This window comes from Pseudomonas sp. UBA3153 (assembly GCF_002364635.1).
Lineage (GTDB): Bacteria > Pseudomonadota > Gammaproteobacteria > Pseudomonadales > Pseudomonadaceae > Pseudomonas_O > Pseudomonas_O kuykendallii.
On record NZ_DEYR01000048.1, the window covers coordinates 114,354 to 129,412 of the forward strand.

14 protein-coding genes and 1 pseudogene are annotated in these 15,059 nt (G+C 64.0%); 7 read left to right on the forward strand and 8 right to left on the reverse strand.

Annotated elements, in window-relative coordinates:
* Positions 1 to 5: 5 nt before the first annotated feature.
* Positions 6 to 512 (reverse strand): peptide deformylase, encoded by a 507-nt coding sequence (def, locus tag B2X67_RS13115; protein WP_286785751.1) that lies wholly within the window; start codon positions 510 to 512, stop codon positions 6 to 8.
* A gap of 140 nt (positions 513 to 652) precedes the next feature.
* On the opposite strand from def, the gene B2X67_RS13120 reads away from it, so the two are divergent.
* The 3 genes from B2X67_RS13120 to B2X67_RS13130 all read left to right on the forward strand — a co-directional run bounded on the left by B2X67_RS13120 (position 653) and on the right by B2X67_RS13130 (position 3,472).
* The gene (locus B2X67_RS13120) at positions 653 to 1,681 is read left to right on the forward strand and encodes a LysM peptidoglycan-binding domain-containing protein (RefSeq protein WP_282342481.1); all 1,029 of its coding nucleotides are present in this window, start codon (positions 653 to 655) and stop codon (positions 1,679 to 1,681) included.
* A gap of 81 nt (positions 1,682 to 1,762) precedes the next feature.
* Positions 1,763 to 2,854: a DNA-processing protein DprA gene (gene dprA / locus B2X67_RS13125; RefSeq protein ID WP_286785752.1), complete on the forward strand. Its 1,092-nt coding sequence runs from the start codon at positions 1,763 to 1,765 to the stop codon at positions 2,852 to 2,854.
* A gap of 60 nt (positions 2,855 to 2,914) precedes the next feature.
* A complete protein-coding gene (locus tag B2X67_RS13130; RefSeq protein ID WP_286785753.1) occupies positions 2,915 to 3,472 on the forward strand; it encodes an L-threonylcarbamoyladenylate synthase in 558 nt (185 codons plus the stop codon).
* Positions 3,473 to 3,481: 9 nt separating this feature from the next.
* On the opposite strand, the gene B2X67_RS13135 is transcribed toward B2X67_RS13130, so the two are convergent.
* Complete coding sequence (locus tag B2X67_RS13135) at positions 3,482 to 4,462, reverse strand: NADPH:quinone reductase (RefSeq protein ID WP_286785754.1); 981 nt, start codon at positions 4,460 to 4,462, stop codon at positions 3,482 to 3,484.
* A gap of 182 nt (positions 4,463 to 4,644) precedes the next feature.
* Between B2X67_RS13135 and hemF the strand changes: the two genes are divergently transcribed.
* Together hemF and aroE are read left to right on the forward strand one after the other, a co-directional pair.
* A complete protein-coding gene (gene hemF, locus B2X67_RS13140; RefSeq protein ID WP_286785755.1) occupies positions 4,645 to 5,562 on the forward strand; it encodes an oxygen-dependent coproporphyrinogen oxidase in 918 nt (305 codons plus the stop codon).
* A 43-nt stretch (positions 5,563 to 5,605) separates the two neighbouring features.
* The gene (gene aroE / locus B2X67_RS13145; protein WP_286785756.1) at positions 5,606 to 6,430 is read left to right on the forward strand and encodes a shikimate dehydrogenase; all 825 of its coding nucleotides are present in this window, start codon (positions 5,606 to 5,608) and stop codon (positions 6,428 to 6,430) included.
* On the opposite strand, the gene B2X67_RS13150 is transcribed toward aroE, so the two are convergent.
* Positions 6,427 to 6,828 (reverse strand): GFA family protein, encoded by a 402-nt coding sequence (locus B2X67_RS13150; protein ID WP_282342489.1) that lies wholly within the window; start codon positions 6,826 to 6,828, stop codon positions 6,427 to 6,429. The genes aroE and B2X67_RS13150 overlap by 4 nt on opposite strands.
* 32 nt (positions 6,829 to 6,860) lie before the next feature.
* Here B2X67_RS13150 and B2X67_RS13155 point away from each other — a divergent pair, with 32 nt between their 5' ends.
* Positions 6,861 to 7,817, forward strand: a complete 957-nt coding sequence (locus B2X67_RS13155) for an AEC family transporter (RefSeq protein ID WP_376747724.1) — start codon at positions 6,861 to 6,863, stop codon at positions 7,815 to 7,817.
* A gap of 57 nt (positions 7,818 to 7,874) precedes the next feature.
* Here B2X67_RS13155 and B2X67_RS13160 read toward each other — a convergent pair whose 3' ends face one another.
* Positions 7,875 to 8,882 (reverse strand): AraC family transcriptional regulator, encoded by a 1,008-nt coding sequence (locus tag B2X67_RS13160; protein ID WP_286785757.1) that lies wholly within the window; start codon positions 8,880 to 8,882, stop codon positions 7,875 to 7,877.
* 110 nt (positions 8,883 to 8,992) lie between these two features.
* Here B2X67_RS13160 and B2X67_RS13165 point away from each other — a divergent pair, with 110 nt between their 5' ends.
* Positions 8,993 to 10,048 carry a fatty acid desaturase gene (locus tag B2X67_RS13165; protein ID WP_286785758.1) on the forward strand — a complete coding sequence of 352 codons (1,056 nt, stop codon included), beginning with the start codon at positions 8,993 to 8,995 and terminating at the stop codon, positions 10,046 to 10,048.
* 70 nt (positions 10,049 to 10,118) lie between these two features.
* Here B2X67_RS13165 and pncB read toward each other — a convergent pair whose 3' ends face one another.
* The 4 genes and pseudogenes from pncB to B2X67_RS13185 all read right to left on the reverse strand — a co-directional run.
* Positions 10,119 to 11,324, reverse strand: a complete 1,206-nt coding sequence (gene pncB, locus B2X67_RS13170; RefSeq protein WP_286785759.1) for a nicotinate phosphoribosyltransferase — start codon at positions 11,322 to 11,324, stop codon at positions 10,119 to 10,121.
* 90 nt (positions 11,325 to 11,414) lie between these two features.
* The gene (locus B2X67_RS13175) at positions 11,415 to 11,933 is read right to left on the reverse strand and encodes a hypothetical protein (RefSeq protein WP_282342493.1); all 519 of its coding nucleotides are present in this window, start codon (positions 11,931 to 11,933) and stop codon (positions 11,415 to 11,417) included.
* Between the two features lies 1 nt (position 11,934).
* Positions 11,935 to 14,673 carry a glycoside hydrolase family 19 protein gene (locus B2X67_RS13180; RefSeq protein WP_286785760.1) on the reverse strand — a complete coding sequence of 913 codons (2,739 nt, stop codon included), beginning with the start codon at positions 14,671 to 14,673 and terminating at the stop codon, positions 11,935 to 11,937.
* Positions 14,674 to 14,705: 32 nt separating this feature from the next.
* Positions 14,706 to 15,059 (reverse strand): annotated as a pseudogene (locus B2X67_RS13185) (type VI secretion system tip protein VgrG); the annotation flags it as partial.

A 15,059-nucleotide genomic window follows, 5' to 3' on the forward strand; every position in this document is an offset into this window, starting at 1 on the left:
CCTGATCAAGCCTGCTGGCGGTGCTGTTTTTCCAGCTTCTTCTTGATCCGGTCGCGCTTGAGGTTGGACAGGTAGTCGACGAACAGCTTGCCGTTGAGGTGATCGCATTCGTGCTGGATGCAGATCGCCAGAAGGCCTTCGGCGAGCAGTTCGAAGGGCTGGCCGTCGCGGTCCAGCGCCTTGATCCGGACCTGCTGCGGGCGCTCGACGTTCTCGTAGAAACCGGGTACCGACAGGCACCCCTCCTGGTACTGGCCCATTTCGTCGGTCAGCACCTCGAACTCCGGGTTGATGAATACCCGTGGCTCGGTTTTGTCTTCGGACAGGTCCATCACCACGATGCGCTGGTGCACGTTGACCTGGGTGGCGGCCAGTCCTATCCCGGGTGCGTCGTACATGGTCTCGAACATGTCGTCGATCAGCTGGCGCGTGGAATCGTCGACGCTGACCACCGGTTTGGCGATGGTGCGCAGGCGCGGATCGGGAAATTCGAGGATATTCAGTATCGCCATATGCGTTTGTGATGCACTTGTGGAATAAATTCAAATAGCGCTGCTAAGATGATGAGCAGCTTTGAAAAACGCCTGAAAAGCCCGCACGGGGCGGCTTCCAAGCGTTTCACGTGAATGGACATGATAAAGGGATTCACCGCATGAGGAAATCACTGTTCGCCCTGGTGCTGCTCGCCTTCGGCGGTCTGGCTCAGGCAGCCGTGCAGCTCAAGGAAGGTCATCCGGATCGCTATACGGTGGTCAGCGGCGACACCCTCTGGGATATTTCCGGCAAGTTTCTACGTGAACCCTGGAAGTGGCCGGAAATCTGGCACGCCAACCCGCAAATCGAAAACCCCCACCTGATCTACCCCGGCGATGTCCTCACCCTCTTCTATGTCGACGGCCAGCCGCGCCTGCAACTTGAGCGCGGCGCCTCGCGCGGAACCATCAAGCTGTCGCCGCAGGTACGCAGCACGCCGATGGCCGAAGCCATCCCGACCATCCCGCTGAACGCCATCAACAGCTTCCTCCTGAGCAACCGCATCGTCGATACGCCCGAGGAGTTCCTCCGCGCGCCCTACATCGTCGCCGGCAATGCCGAACGCGTCGTCAGTGGCAGCGGTGACCGCGTCTACGCCCGCGGCACCTTCGAGGACGACCAGCCGGCCTACGGCATCTTCCGCCAGGGCCGCACCTACAAGGATCCGAAAACCGGGGAGTTCCTCGGCATCAACGCCGACGACATCGGCACCGCCGAAATGGTCGCCCAGGAAGGCGACGTTGCGACCGTGATGCTGACCCGCTCGACACAGGAAGTGCGCCTCGGTGATCGCCTGTTCCCCACCGAGGAACGCGCGATCAACTCATCCTTCATGCCCGGTGAGCCGGCCCGGACGATCGAGGATGGCGTGATTCTCGACGTGCCGCGCGGCGTCAACCAGATCGGTCAGTTCGACGTGGTGACCATCAACAAGGGCCGCCGCGATGGCCTGGCCGAAGGCAACGTGCTCGCGGTGTACAAGACCGGCGAAACCGTGCGCGACCGCGTCACCGGCGAATCGGTGAAGATTCCCGACGAGCGCGCCGGCCTGATGATGGTCTTTCGCACCTACGAGAAGCTCAGTTACGGGCTGGTGCTGGCCGCCAGCCGGCAGTTGTCGGTGCTGGACAAGGTCAAGAACCCCTGACCACCCCGAAGCCCCGCACTGCGGGGCTTCTGCTATCTGGCGCCGGCCGCTGGCCGGCGCGTCGATCAAGGATGATCGCCGATGAGCCTTTCCCCCGCGGAACTCGAAGCCCGTCTTCGCCTGCACTGCCTGCCCGAACTGGGGCCACGGCGCTTCGCCCGACTGATGCAGGCCTTCGCTGGCGCTTCCGCTGCCCTCAGCGCGCCAGCCGCCGCCTGGCGCGCGCTCGGGCTGCCGGCCGGTTGTGCGGAGCCGCGACGCAGCCAGGACATTCGTGAACGCGCCGCGGCGGCGCTGGCCTGGCTGGAACAGCCGAACCACCATCTGCTGATGTGGGATGACCCGCGCTATCCGGCGTTGCTCGCCGAGCTGCCGGACGCCCCGCCGCTGCTGTTCGTCGCCGGCGACGTAAACCTGCTGGAGCGTCCGCAGCTGGCCATCGTCGGCAGCCGGCGCGCCTCCAGGCCCGGTCTGAATACCGCGCAAAGCTTCGCGCGCAGCCTGGCACGTGGCGGCTTCGTGATCACCAGCGGGCTGGCTTTGGGTATCGACGGCGCCGCGCACCTGGGCGCCCTGGAGGCGGGCGGCGCCACCGTGGCGGTGCTGGGCACCGGCCTGCAATGCATCTACCCGCAGCGGCACAAGGCGCTGGCCGAACGCATCGCCCGCGAGGGCGGCGCGCTGGTGTCCGAGCTGCCGCTGGACAGCCCGCCGCAGGCGAGCAACTTTCCGCGGCGCAACCGGATCATCAGCGGACTGTCCGTCGGTGTGCTGGTGGTCGAGGCGAGCCCCTCAAGCGGTTCGCTGATCACCGCGCGGCTGGCCGCCGAGCAGGGCCGCGAGGTCTATGCGATCCCTGGCTCGATCCATCATCCCGGCGCGCGCGGTTGCCACCAGCTGATCCGCGACGGCGCGCTGCTGGTGGAGAGCGTCGAGCACATCCTCGAAGCCCTGCGCGGCTGGCAGGTCGTTTCGCCCACCGCGTCCGTCGCCGAGCCCCCAGCGCCGACGCATCCGCTGTTGGAGCTGCTGTTCGCCGCGCCATACAGCAGCGAGGCATTGGCCGAGGCCAGTGGCTGGCCGTTGCCGAAGGTGCTCGCCGCACTCACCGATCTCGAACTGGACGGCCGCGTCGCCAGCGAAGCCGGTCGCTGGCTCGGCGTGCGGCGCTAGCGCTTCCAGCGCCGCCTCGCTTGGGTACACTGCGCAGGTTTTTGCGATGGGAGACGAGCGATGGTCAGCAGCTGGAAAGTGCAACAGGCGGCACGGGTGGTCCGCAATGGCGGGGTGATCGCCTATCCGACCGAGGCGGTCTGGGGACTGGGCTGCGATCCCTGGTGCAGCGAGGCGGTGTACCGGCTGTTGGCGCTCAAGGAGCGCCCCGTGGAGAAGGGGTTGATCCTGGTCGCCGACACCATTCGCCAGTTCGACTTCCTTCTCAACGACCTGCCCGAGGCGTGGCTGGCGCGGCTGGCGAGCACCTGGCCCGGCCCGAATACCTGGCTGGTGCCGCACCAGAACCGCCTGCCGGAATGGATCACCGGCGAACACGACAGCGTTGCCCTGCGCGTCAGCGACCATTCGCTGGTCGGCGAACTCTGCGCCCTCACCGGCCCGCTGGTGTCCACGTCGGCGAACCCTTCCGGGCGTCCCGCCGCGCGCAGTCGCCTGCGTGTCGAGCAGTACTTTCCGAAGCAGCTGGACCACGTCCTCGGCGGCTATCTGGGCGGACGCAAGAACCCCAGCCTGATCCGCGACCTGCGCACCGGCAAGGTGGTGCGCGAGGCCTGACGGCGGCGGTCAGTCCGGCAGCAGTACCGTAGAGCCGGTGGTGCGGCCGGCGGCCAGTTCGGTCTGCGCGCGGGCCGCGTCGCTCAACGCCACGCGCTGGGCGACGTCCACCGTGATCGCGCCGCTGGCGATCATCTCGAACAGCTCGTCGGCCATTGTCTGCAGGTTCTCGGCGCTGTTCGCATAGCTCCCCAGCGTCGGCCGGGTGACGTACAGCGAACCCTTCTGCGCGAGGATGCCGAGGTTCACGCCGCTGACCGCGCCGGAGGAATTGCCGAAGCTGACCATCAGACCGCGTGGCGCCACGCAGTCGAGGGAAATCCCCCAGGTGTCCTTGCCCACCGAGTCGTAGACCACCGGGCATTTCGCTCCGTCGGTCAGTTCCAGCACGCGCTGGCGGATGTCTTCCAGGGTCCGGTCGATGGTCGCCCAGGCGCCCAAGGCCTTCGCCTGCTCGGCCTTCTGCGCCGAGCCGACCACACCGATCAGCTTCGCTCCCAGCGACCTGGCCCACTGGCAGGCGATGGAGCCGACCCCGCCGGCCGCCGCGTGGAACAGCACGATGTCGCCGCGTTTGACCGGATAGGTCTGGCGCAGCAGGTATTGCACGGTGAGGCCCTTGAGGATCACCGCCGCAGCCTGCTCGAAACTGATGCTCTCCGGCAGCCGGACCACGTTGGCGGCGGGCAATACGTGCAGTTCGCTGTAGGCGCCCAGCGGTCCGGTGGCGTAGGCGACGCGCTCGCCGACCTTGAGGTGGGTCACCCCGGCGCCTACCGCCTCGATCTCGCCGGCGCCTTCGGTGCCGAGGCTGGAGGGCAGCGCAGGCGGTGCATACAGGCCGTCGCGGTAGTAGTTGTCGATGAAATTGAGGCCGATCGCGCGGTTGCGCACGCGGACTTCGTTCGGGCCGGGTTGGGCGGGTTCGTAGTCGACGTATTCGAGCACTTCGGGACCGCCGTGGCGGCTGAACTGGATGCGCTTGGCCATGTGCAACTCCTTGGTGATGGGTCGCCGACGCCTGTTGGCGTCGCGGCGAAAGGCCCTTATCCAACCGCCTCGGGCCGACAGCGTCAACTGCGGTAGGCCTCGGGCGAATGCTATGCTGGCGCCCTTTTCCGCCCGCCGGCCGCCGCCGCGCGGGCCTTGGCCGCTGTGTGCAGGGTGATTTCGTGAACGACAAGACCGGGGCCGTGAAGGCCTATCTGCTCGACCTTCAGGACCGTATCTGCGCCGCGCTGGAGGCCGAGGACGGTCGCGCGCGCTTCGCCGAGGATGCCTGGGAGCGTCCGGCGGGCGGCGGTGGCCGCACGCGGGTCATCGGCGAGGGCGCGCTGATCGAGAAAGGCGGGGTCAACTTTTCCCACGTGTTCGGCAACGGCTTGCCGCCGTCGGCCAGCGCGCACCGGCCGGAGCTCGCCGGGCGCGGCTTCCAGGCGCTCGGCGTGTCGCTGGTGATCCATCCGGAGAACCCGCACGTACCGACTTCCCACGCCAACGTGCGGTTCTTCAGCGCCGAGAAGGAAGGCGAGGAATCGGTCTGGTGGTTCGGTGGCGGCTTCGACCTGACACCCTTCTACGCCGTCGAGGAAGACTGCGTGCATTGGCACGAAGTGGCCCGCGCCGCCTGCGCGCCGTTCGGCGCCGATGTCTATCCGCGCTACAAGAAGTGGTGCGACAGCTACTTCCACCTCAAGCACCGTGGCGAGCCGCGCGGCATCGGCGGGCTGTTCTTCGACGACCTCAATGCCTGGGATTTCGACACCAGCTTCGCTTTCATGCGCGCGGTGGGCGACGCCTACCTCGAGGCTTACCTGCCGATCATCCAGCGCCGCAAGGCGACCCCGTTCAGCGAGCAGCAGCGCGAGTTCCAGGCCTTCCGCCGCGGGCGCTACGTCGAATTCAACCTGGTCTACGACCGCGGCACGCTGTTCGGCCTGCAATCCGGCGGGCGCACCGAGTCGATACTCATGTCGCTGCCGCCGCAGGTGCGCTGGGGCTACGACTGGAAGCCCGAGCCGGGCAGCGAAGAGGCCCGGCTGACCGAATATTTCCTCACCGACCGCGACTGGCTGGGCCTGCTGCCCTGAGCCCGCCGCGCCGCAGACCCACACCCTTCGAGGAGCCGCTTCCATGGACCGTTACTGCGTCTTCGGCAACCCCATCGGCCACAGTAAGTCGCCGTTGATCCACCGCCTATTCGCCGAACAGACCGGCCAGGCCCTCAGCTACGAGGCACTGCTGGCGCCGCTGGACGACTTCGCCGGGTTCGCCCGCGGTTTCTTCGCCGAGGGCCTGGGCGGCAACGTCACGGTGCCGTTCAAGGAGCAGGCCTTCCAGCTCGCCGACCAGCTCAGCGCGAGGGCGCAACGCGCCGGGGCGGTGAACACGCTGAAGAAGCTCGCCGACGGTCGCTTGCTGGGCGACAACACCGATGGCGCCGGGCTGCTGCGCGACCTCGCGGTGAACGCAGGCTTCTCGCTGAGCGGAAAGCGCATCCTCCTGCTGGGCGCGGGCGGTGCGGTGCGCGGCGTGCTGGAGCCCTTCCTCGGCGAACGGCCGAAGGCACTGGTCGTGGCCAACCGCAGCGTGGCGAAGGCCGAGGCGCTGGCCGCGGCGTTCGCCGACCTCGGGCCAATCATGGCCAGCGGCTTCGACTGGCTGGACGCGCCGGTCGACCTGATCGTCAACGGCACCTCGGCGAGCCTGACCGGCGAGGTGCCGCCGATCGCGGCCAGCCTGATCGAGCCCGGCCACACGCTGTGCTACGACATGATGTATTCCCGCCAGCCGACGGCGTTCTGTCAGTGGGCCGTGGAGCACGGCGCGCGCGCGGCGCTGGATGGGCTGGGCATGCTGGTGGAGCAGGCGGCCGAGGCTTTCCTGCTGTGGCGCGGCGTGCGCCCGGACAGCGCGCCGGTGCTGACGGAGCTGCGCCGGCAGCTGGCGGCCGGCTAGAGCGCTTCTTCGTCCTCGCTGGGCAAGTGCGGGTCGAGCGTCAGCCAGGGCAGTCGGGTGGTCACCCAGATGTGCCGGTCGGCCGGCGCCCGCTGCGGTTCGTCCAGGGTGGCGATGGTCACGTCCAGGGTCTGCGGGCTGAGGCGGGTGAACAGCGCCAGCTGGGCGCCGCAGGTGCCGCAGAAGTAGCGGGTGCAGGTGTCGGACGACGCGTACTGCGCCGGCGTGCCCTGCAGCCACTCGAATGTGTCGAGCGGCACGCCGATCCATGTCGTGACCAGGCCGCCGCTGGTGCGCCGACAGATTGAACAGTGGCAGTGGGCGATATCGCGCAGCGGCGCGGCGAAGCGGTAGCGCAGCGCGCCGCAGTGGCAGCCGCCCTGGTGACTCTCCCGCATGAATTCCTCCTCGGCCATTGACCGACCGCCGCGTGGCTCGCCAGGATTGGCCTCCACTACCACCGGGGGTTCCCGTGACTGATCTGCTGTTGGCCCTGTGGCCATTGTTCGCTCTGATTATCGGCGGTTTCCTTCTGCGGCGTAGCGGCTTTCCCAGCGAAGCCTTCTGGCCCGGTGCCGAGCGGATCAACTACTTCCTGCTGTTCCCCGCCCTGCTCTTCGGCAACCTCGCCAGCGCGCCGCTGGACAACCCGGCGTTGCCGCGCCTGGGCGCGGCGGTGCTGATCGGACTGGGCGTCGCCTGGCTCGGGCTGCTGCTGATGCGTCGCCTGCGCGGCTGGCCGGCGGCGCGCTTCGGCGCGTTCGCCCAGGGCGTGCTGCGTTTCAACACCTACCTCGGGCTGGCCGTGGTCGGCAGCCTGTTCGGCAAGCCGGGGCTGACCCTGGCGGCCTTGATGCTGGCGCTGATGGTGCCAGCAGTGAATGTGATGTCGGTATGGGCGCTGACCGCCGAGCGTGGCGTCAGCCTGCGCTCGCTGGCCCTGCCGATCCTGAAGAATCCGCTGATTCTCGCCTGTCTGGGTGGCGCCGCGGTCAACCTCTGCGGCGTCGGCCTGCCCGGCGGCAGCGAGCGTCTGCTGAGCATGCTCGGTGCCGCCAGCCTGCCGCTCGGCCTGCTCTGCGTGGGCGCGGCGCTGCGCCCGCAGGAGCTCGCCGGGGAAGTCCCGGCGCTGGGCTGGAACTGCGCCGTACGCCTGTTGGCCATGCCGCTGCTGGCGTTCGGCGTAGCGCGTCTGAGCGGTCTGCCGACGCTGGAAAGCAGCGTGCTGATCCTGTTCTTCGCCCTGCCCACCGCGCCGACGTCCTATGTGCTGACTACCCAGCTGGGCGGCGACGGCCACCTGATGGCGGGCATCATCACCCTGCAGACGCTGCTCGCCGCCGGCTCGCTGCTGCTGGTGCTGGCGGGTATCCGGGGGCTGGTCTGATCGCGGTGCGCGTGGCTCTCGCCAGGATGCGCCACGTGCGGCGCCCCCCTGGCGAGGCTAGCGTCCCGCCTCCCGGTACTGGCTGGGAGTCTTCCCGGTCCAGCGCTTGAAGGCGCGGCTGAAGCTGCTGGTGTCGGCGAAGCCGAGCAGGTAGGCGATTTCCCCCAGCGCGTTGCGTGGGTCGTCGAGGTAGCGCAGGGCCAGCGCACGGCGGGTCTCGGCCAGCAGCGCCTCGTAGCCGACGCCCTCCTCCGCCAGATGCCGCTGCAGGCTGCGCAGGCTCAGGTGCAACGAGCTGGCGATGGCTTCGGCCGAGGGTTCGCCGTCCGGCAGGCGCGCCTCCAGCGCCGCGCGCACCTGACGTGTCCAGGTCGGCGCCTGCAGCTGTTCGAGGGTCTTCTGCAGCACGGTTTCGTTGTGTGCGGCCAGCTCGGGGTTGCCGTCGTCCAGCGGTCGCTCGAGATCGATGCGGGCGAATTCGAGGCGATTCTCCGCCGCGCCGAAATGCATCGGCGCGCGGAACACCTCCTGCCACGGACGGCTGTCGGCGGGCTCGGCGCGGCTCAGGTGCACCGCCTGCGGCGCGTAGTCCCGGCCGAGACGGTTGCGGCAGGTGCGCACGTAGATCGCGGCGAAGGCGTCCATTGCCTCGGCCGCCGGTTCGGGGCTGCCCGGCGGTACGCGGAAACGGAATTCGTAGTGCCCGTCGCGCTCGCGCAGGTCCAGCTCCATCGCATCGCTGACCACCCGGTGATAGCGCACGATGCGCTCGAACACCTCGCGCAGGGTCGTGCTGGCGATCAGCGCGTAGCCCAGCGCGTGGAAGGTGGTCGGGCTGACGTAGCTGGAAATCTTCAGGCCCAGCGCCGGATCGCCGCTGGCCGCTACCGCCAGGTGCCAGAGCCGCGTGGTGGCGGACAGTGGATAGCGCGCGTTGGGGTCATCCATCAACGCCGGGTCGAGACCCGCTTCCCGGCAGAGCGCGGCGCTGTCCAGGCCGAGCGCGTTGAGTTGCTTGCGCAGCGCGCGGGTCCAGCTGGCCAGGGTGGTGGGTTCGGCAGTCATGCAGGTTGGCGTGTCCGGTCAACAGGTTGGCGTCCAGGGTCGGGCGATCCGCGTCAGCATGTCGCAGAGTAGCGGCGTGCCTCAACAGACGATAACAAAAGGACACGCCAATGAACCCCACTGCCCTGACCGATCAGCAGCGCTCCGCGCACATCCGTGAAGCGGTGATGGCGCGCGGCGTCGAACTGCGCCGGCGCTACCCTGTCCTCAACCATCAGGATGCGCTGGGCGCCGGCATCCTCGCCTTCGCCCTCGCCGGGATGATCGGCTCGGCGCTGCTCTACCTGAATGGCGCGATTGCCTGGTGGGCCTGCCTGCTGGCGAATGCCTTCTTCGCCTCGCTGACCCATGAGCTCGAACACGACCTGATCCATTCGATGTACTTCCGCAAGCAGCGCGTGCCGCACAACCTGATGCTGGCGCTGGTCTGGATGGCGCGGCCCAGCACCATCAACCCGTGGATTCGCCGCCACCTGCACCTCAACCATCACAAGGTCTCCGGTACAGAGACCGACATGGAGGAGCGCGCCATCACCAACGGCGAGCCCTGGGGTCTCGCCCGTCTGCTGATGGTCGGCGACAACGTGATGTCCTCGCTCATCCGCATGCTGCGCGCCAAAACCTGGGCGCACAAACGCAGCATCCTGGCGCGCACGCTCAGGGTCTATGCGCCGCTGGCGCTGCTCAACTGGGGCACCTGGTACCTGTTTCTCGGCTTCCACGCCATCGATGGTGCGAGCGGCCTGCTCGGCGCACCGGTGGCCTGGTCGGCGACCACGCTGGAGGTGATGAACATTGTCGATATCGCAGTGGTGGTGCTGGTCGGCCCCAACGTGCTGCGCACCTTCTGCCTGCACTTCGTCAGCTCCAACATGCACTACTACGGCGATGTCGAGCCGGGCAACGTGATCCAGCAGACCCAGGTACTCAACCCCTGGTGGATGTGGCCGCTGCAGGCGTTCTGCTTCAACTTCGGCAGCACCCACGCGATCCATCATTTCGTGGTGAAGGAGCCCTTCTACATTCGCCAGATGACCGCGCCGCTGGCCCATCGGGTAATGCGCGATGCTGGTGTACGCTTCAACGACTTCGGCACCTTTGCCCGGGCCAACCGGTGGCACAAGCAGGAGGAAACCGCCGCCCAGGGCGCGCCGGCGACCTCCTGACGTCCCCGTCAGGCATGAACGAAACGGCCCGGAATCACCGGGCCGTTTTGTTTCAGCTGGCGCCGTTGGATCAGCGCCCGCCGTCGACGCGGAACACATGGCGCAGGTAGGCGAGGAAGCTCTCGTCCTTGCACTGGCTCTTGCCTGGCGTGTCGGAAATCTTCGCCACCGGTTCGCCGTTGCAGCTGATCATCTTCAACACGATGTTCATCGGTTCCACGCCGGGGATGTCGCAGGTGAGGTTGGTGCCGATGCCGAAACTGACATTGATTCGTTCGTGCAACTGGCGATACAGCGACAGCGCGGCGGGGAAGGACAGCCCGTCGCTGAAGATCAGCGTTTTGGTCTGCGGGTCGATGCCCAGCCTGAGGTATTGCGCGATGGCCTTCTCCGCCCACGCCAACGGGTCCCCGGAGTCATGCCGCAGGCCGTCGAAGAGCTTGGCGAAGTACAGGTCGAAGTCGTGCAGGAAGGCATCCATGGTGATGCAGTCGGTCAAAGCGATACCCAACTGGCCGCGGTACTCCTGCACCCAGGTCTGCAGCGCGGCGGCCTGGCTGTCGATCAGCCGCGGGCCGAGCTGCTGGTGCGCCATCAGCCATTCGTGGGCCATGGTGCCGATCGGCTTGAGGTCGTATTCGCGGGCCAGATGCACGTTGCTGGTGCCCACGAACCGCCCGGGGAAATCGCGCTTGAGGATATGCACCACCTCTTCCTGGGTGCGGTAGGAAAAGCGCCGCCGCGTGCCGAAGTCGGCGAGCTGGAAGCCGCTGAGCTCATCGTCGCTGGCTTCCTTGCGCAGCCAGTCGAGCTTGCGATAGAGCTGCTCGCTGACCTGCTCCAGCAACGCGCCCGGATAACGCGCCCGATTGCGCACCTCGCTGATGATCGCCAGCAGCGGAATCTCGAACAGGATCACATGCAGCCAGGGTCCGCGCAGACGAACGAACACCTGGCCGTTCTCCACGCCGGTCTGCACATAGCGCATGTTGAAGCGAAACAGGCTGAGGAAGCGGATGAAGTCCGCTTTCATGAAGGGAATCCGCTCGAGAAACCCGATCTGATCGGCCGTCGCCGAGGTATCGGAGAGCTGCTCGATCTGCTGACGGATCTCGCTCAGATAGGGGCGCAGGTCTTCATCATTGCGACAACGAAACTCCCACTCCACCTCCGCATTCGGGTAGTTGTGCAGCACCGCCTGCATCTGCGTGAGCTTGTAGAAGTCGGTGTCCAGCGTGTTCTGCACGATCCGCTCAGCGAATACGCTTTCGCGCATGGGTGGCTCCTGATGACGTTTGGGACAGGGTCGTGGGGCATCTTGTCCTAATACGGCATGAGGTGTAAGGCTTGATTGATGCTTTTGTGCCTAGAGGTTTTTCTTGATATAGGCTTTAACGTCGCTGGCAGTCTTTAATTTAAATGTTGACTCTACGCCTTCTATATATCCCTCCATGCCTGTCATGTGGGAGTCTGAGCTTATAATCCTGTTGCTTACCAGCGAATTATTATTTTTTTTGTATGCATAGACTTGATAGAGAATCCCGTACGTGCCTAAGCCGCGACTATTGATTTCCCAAGAAACTATGACAAGGAGATTGTTTTCCTTTTTAATTGGAAAGAAAAAGGCTGATTCGATATGTGGGTCAGAGCCTGATGTTTCGTATTTGTCTATTACAAGTCCATTATCATGTGCTCCGGTGTTTTCTAGTATCAAATACAATGGGTAGTTAGTTTCTTGGGATTTTGAGAAGTATATATTGCTATTTTCGATTATTGGATTTCTAAAAGGGCCGTGAACTATGCTTTTGTCCTGCTTGTATGTATTTTGCCCGTAAGATATCTGCGAAAGTATCAGAAAAAACATTAGGTATATGTATGGCCTCATACTATGATAGCTCTTGCGGTACGTTGATTATTCTTGCTATTGCATTGAATCTAGTTTTCCTATCGGCATATCCATTTTGGCCGCCGTTCACAATTTGAGTTACTTCCGATACCGTTCCAGATTTTGCTACGTCCGACAGCGACCGACCGGAACCATTTTTTTTAGTGAACCAATATACAAAAGCTGACTCCACGGCATAGCTTTTAGACGAGATTATTAAATCTGGATTATCTAGAAAGTTGACAGTATCATCAGGGTTGTTTTGATTGTGGATCCGCTGAAAGTTCTCGTAGGCGTCTTTTCCAGTTATCTGTATTATTCCTCGCCCGCGGTATTTGTAACCTTCACCACTTGATTCATCTCCATTTCCCATCCTATTAGCGTAGACATAGTTTCCAAGATTTTCGGCGTTAAATGAATAGGTGCTTTCCTCTGTCCAAAGCTTTTCCCTTAGTCTTCCAAAATTGCATTCGTCTGTATCGGCGTTGTAGGTGATTTGCCCGAAATGTTGCTTGCAGCCGAATGTCTTTCGCATGTTTTTTGGGCTGAATACAAGGTTTTCAGATACTGTCTTCAGATGGCTCTCATGTGAGATTTGGGAAAGGAAGTGGGCTATTTCTTTAGAAGAAATTAAATTATAGATTCTGGCGTATTTGTTCAAGAACGGTAGAATTTCCTCATGCAACTCGTTTGACCCGCTAGGGTTCGCCGCCCTCAACATGGCTAGAGTTATTATGGCTTCTATTTCTATTCTTTGTACTATTGTTTCTATCGGATGGAAATGCCACGTTGTTCGGCTTTTGAAGAGATTTGCTTCTTCCCAGTAAGATAGCCTCTTGATTCTGGATTTCTCAATCATCCAGTTAGCTTGAGTTTCTTCACCAACTATTGAGTCTAGAGAGCTCCACTTGTCATCACACCACAACCACTCACTTTCATAATTACAGATAAGCCGCGAGATAGCTTGTAAATTCGAACGCTTCCTTAGTGCCGCCTGTATTTCTGTGATGCTCAATTTGTTGTCACGAGCACTTCCATCGGTCCCATCGATGATCTCGTAAAGGCGAGTCTTAAGCTTGCCTTCGTCGGCGGTAGTGATCTGGCTCTGCAATCGGGATTGTTCCGACTCCTGCAGCAGATTTTTCGTGTCGAGATGGCACGCCAGGTGATCGGCGTTACAGGCGTTATCTTCAACACACTCGAACCCCTCCCACTCCCACGGACTGTGTCGGGTGGTGATCAGGTCCTGTTCGGCCAGCCAGCCGCTGATGGGGTTGCCGTCGTTGTCGGCCAGGATGTTATCCAGGCGCCACCAGTGGGTGACCGGGCCGGGGTTGGTGGCTGTATTGAGGCTGATCTTGTGGCTGGGCGGCAGGCGTTCCAGCGTACTGATCGGAATGATCAGGTCCACCCCGATGGTTGTGCCGGCATCGGTGATCGAGGGTGGGTGGCTGGCGTCGATGCCTTCGCGGTGCGGGATCAGCTTGCTCGCGCCCTTGTGAATCTTCAGTTGGGTTTTCTGTTCCGCAGGCAGCGCGCTGGCCAGGGCTCGGCTCTGGGCGATGAAGGCGGGGACGTCGTCGCAGCTGAACAGCTCCAGGTGCAGCAGCGATTGCGGGGCACCGTCGTTATGGTTCTGGTAGTGGCCCGGATGGCCGATCAGTTCGCCGGCTTTGATGGGGTAGGGTGGGTCCAGCAGGTGAACCACTCCGCAGATGGGCGTGGCCCGCGTCGCCTGTAGCGAGTCGAAATGCACGTAGCCGTGGATGTTCCGGACGCTGTTGTCGGCCAGTGGCGGAAGTACTGTGCCTTCGATGATGGCTTTGATCTTCCGATAGGGTGCAGGCCCCGGCTCCAGCGAGACGCGGGTGCCCTCGGGAAGCAGGCCGGTTTTGGGGTCGCCGGCGGTTCCACGCCCGGTCTTGCGAACGTTCAGGCCGCGGTTTGGCGCGAGGTTCGGCTCATGGTCGTTGGCGTGCTCGCCGACCAGGAAGACATTGGGCGCGGGCGTCGATTCCATTTCTCCAGTGAAGACCCAGCCGCTACCACAGGCTGCCAGCGAAGGAAGCGCGGCACCTTCGATCACGTTGAGAAGGCGACGCCATTTCGGCGATCCCGGGTGGGCGTCACCTACTTCTACCCGGGTGCCCTTGGGCAACAGGGCCATGACGGGGCCGTTACCCGGCGTGGCGCGCACGCGCAGTCCGAGTGTGGGGTCGGTGGCCTTGGCGGGCTTAACGGTGTAGAGCGTTTCGCTTATGAAGGAGGGCGGGTTGGGTGCCCCTTCCAGCCCGTAGTGATCCCAGTCGAGCAGGTGCATGTAGAGGCTGAACAGGGTCAGCGAGGGGGCCGGGCTCGAGGTTGCTGCGGTCGGCTGGGAAGCGTTGGCCGGCGTGGGCTGCGGCACTTCGAGGCGGTGCCGCACCAGCACGAAGCCGGTGGAGTAGGGCTTGGGCCCCGACTCGTACTCGGAGACCGGGTAGCGCTCGTCGATACGGTAGGCGATGACTTCGCCATCGGCGATGCAATACACCGAGGATTGGTCGAGCAGCCCCGCGGTGCCCTGGTCGAAGTGCACGCCGCCGTGCCAGAGGCCGTTCGTTCCCAGCGGATAATGGCCGCCCAGCGCATTGGCCAGGGCCTGCTGGTAGAGCCAGACATCTTCGGTCGGCTCGGCGCCAGGGGCGGTCCGGGGCTTGAAGGGGTAACTCCAGTTGGTGATCTTCTGTTGTTCGGTCATGGTACCTGTCTCATCCTTGAGTCGCGCTACCTTCAACTGCTGAAATTCAGCATCCGCCGTGGCTTAGGCGGCTCTTCGAGGCTGTTCTTCAGCCCTTCGTCGAGGAGGTTTCCGGCGCTGTCCCTGTCTGCCGCGCCCGGCAGGATTGGCGGCTTGAGGCCAATTCCCGTGCCATGGCCCGGCGAGCCGCCGGCGTTGATCCTGACCAGCGAGCCGTTGAGGGTAACGCCGCCCGGATCGAGCTTGATGAAGGCGCCTCCGGCATTCAGGGTCAGCTCGGTGCCGGCTTCGATGACCATCTTCTGGCCGGCTTTCAGGTGTATCTCGTTTCCGGCGTCGATCAGTTGCGCCAGGCCAACTTTCAGGTGCTGACTCCCCGCAATCCC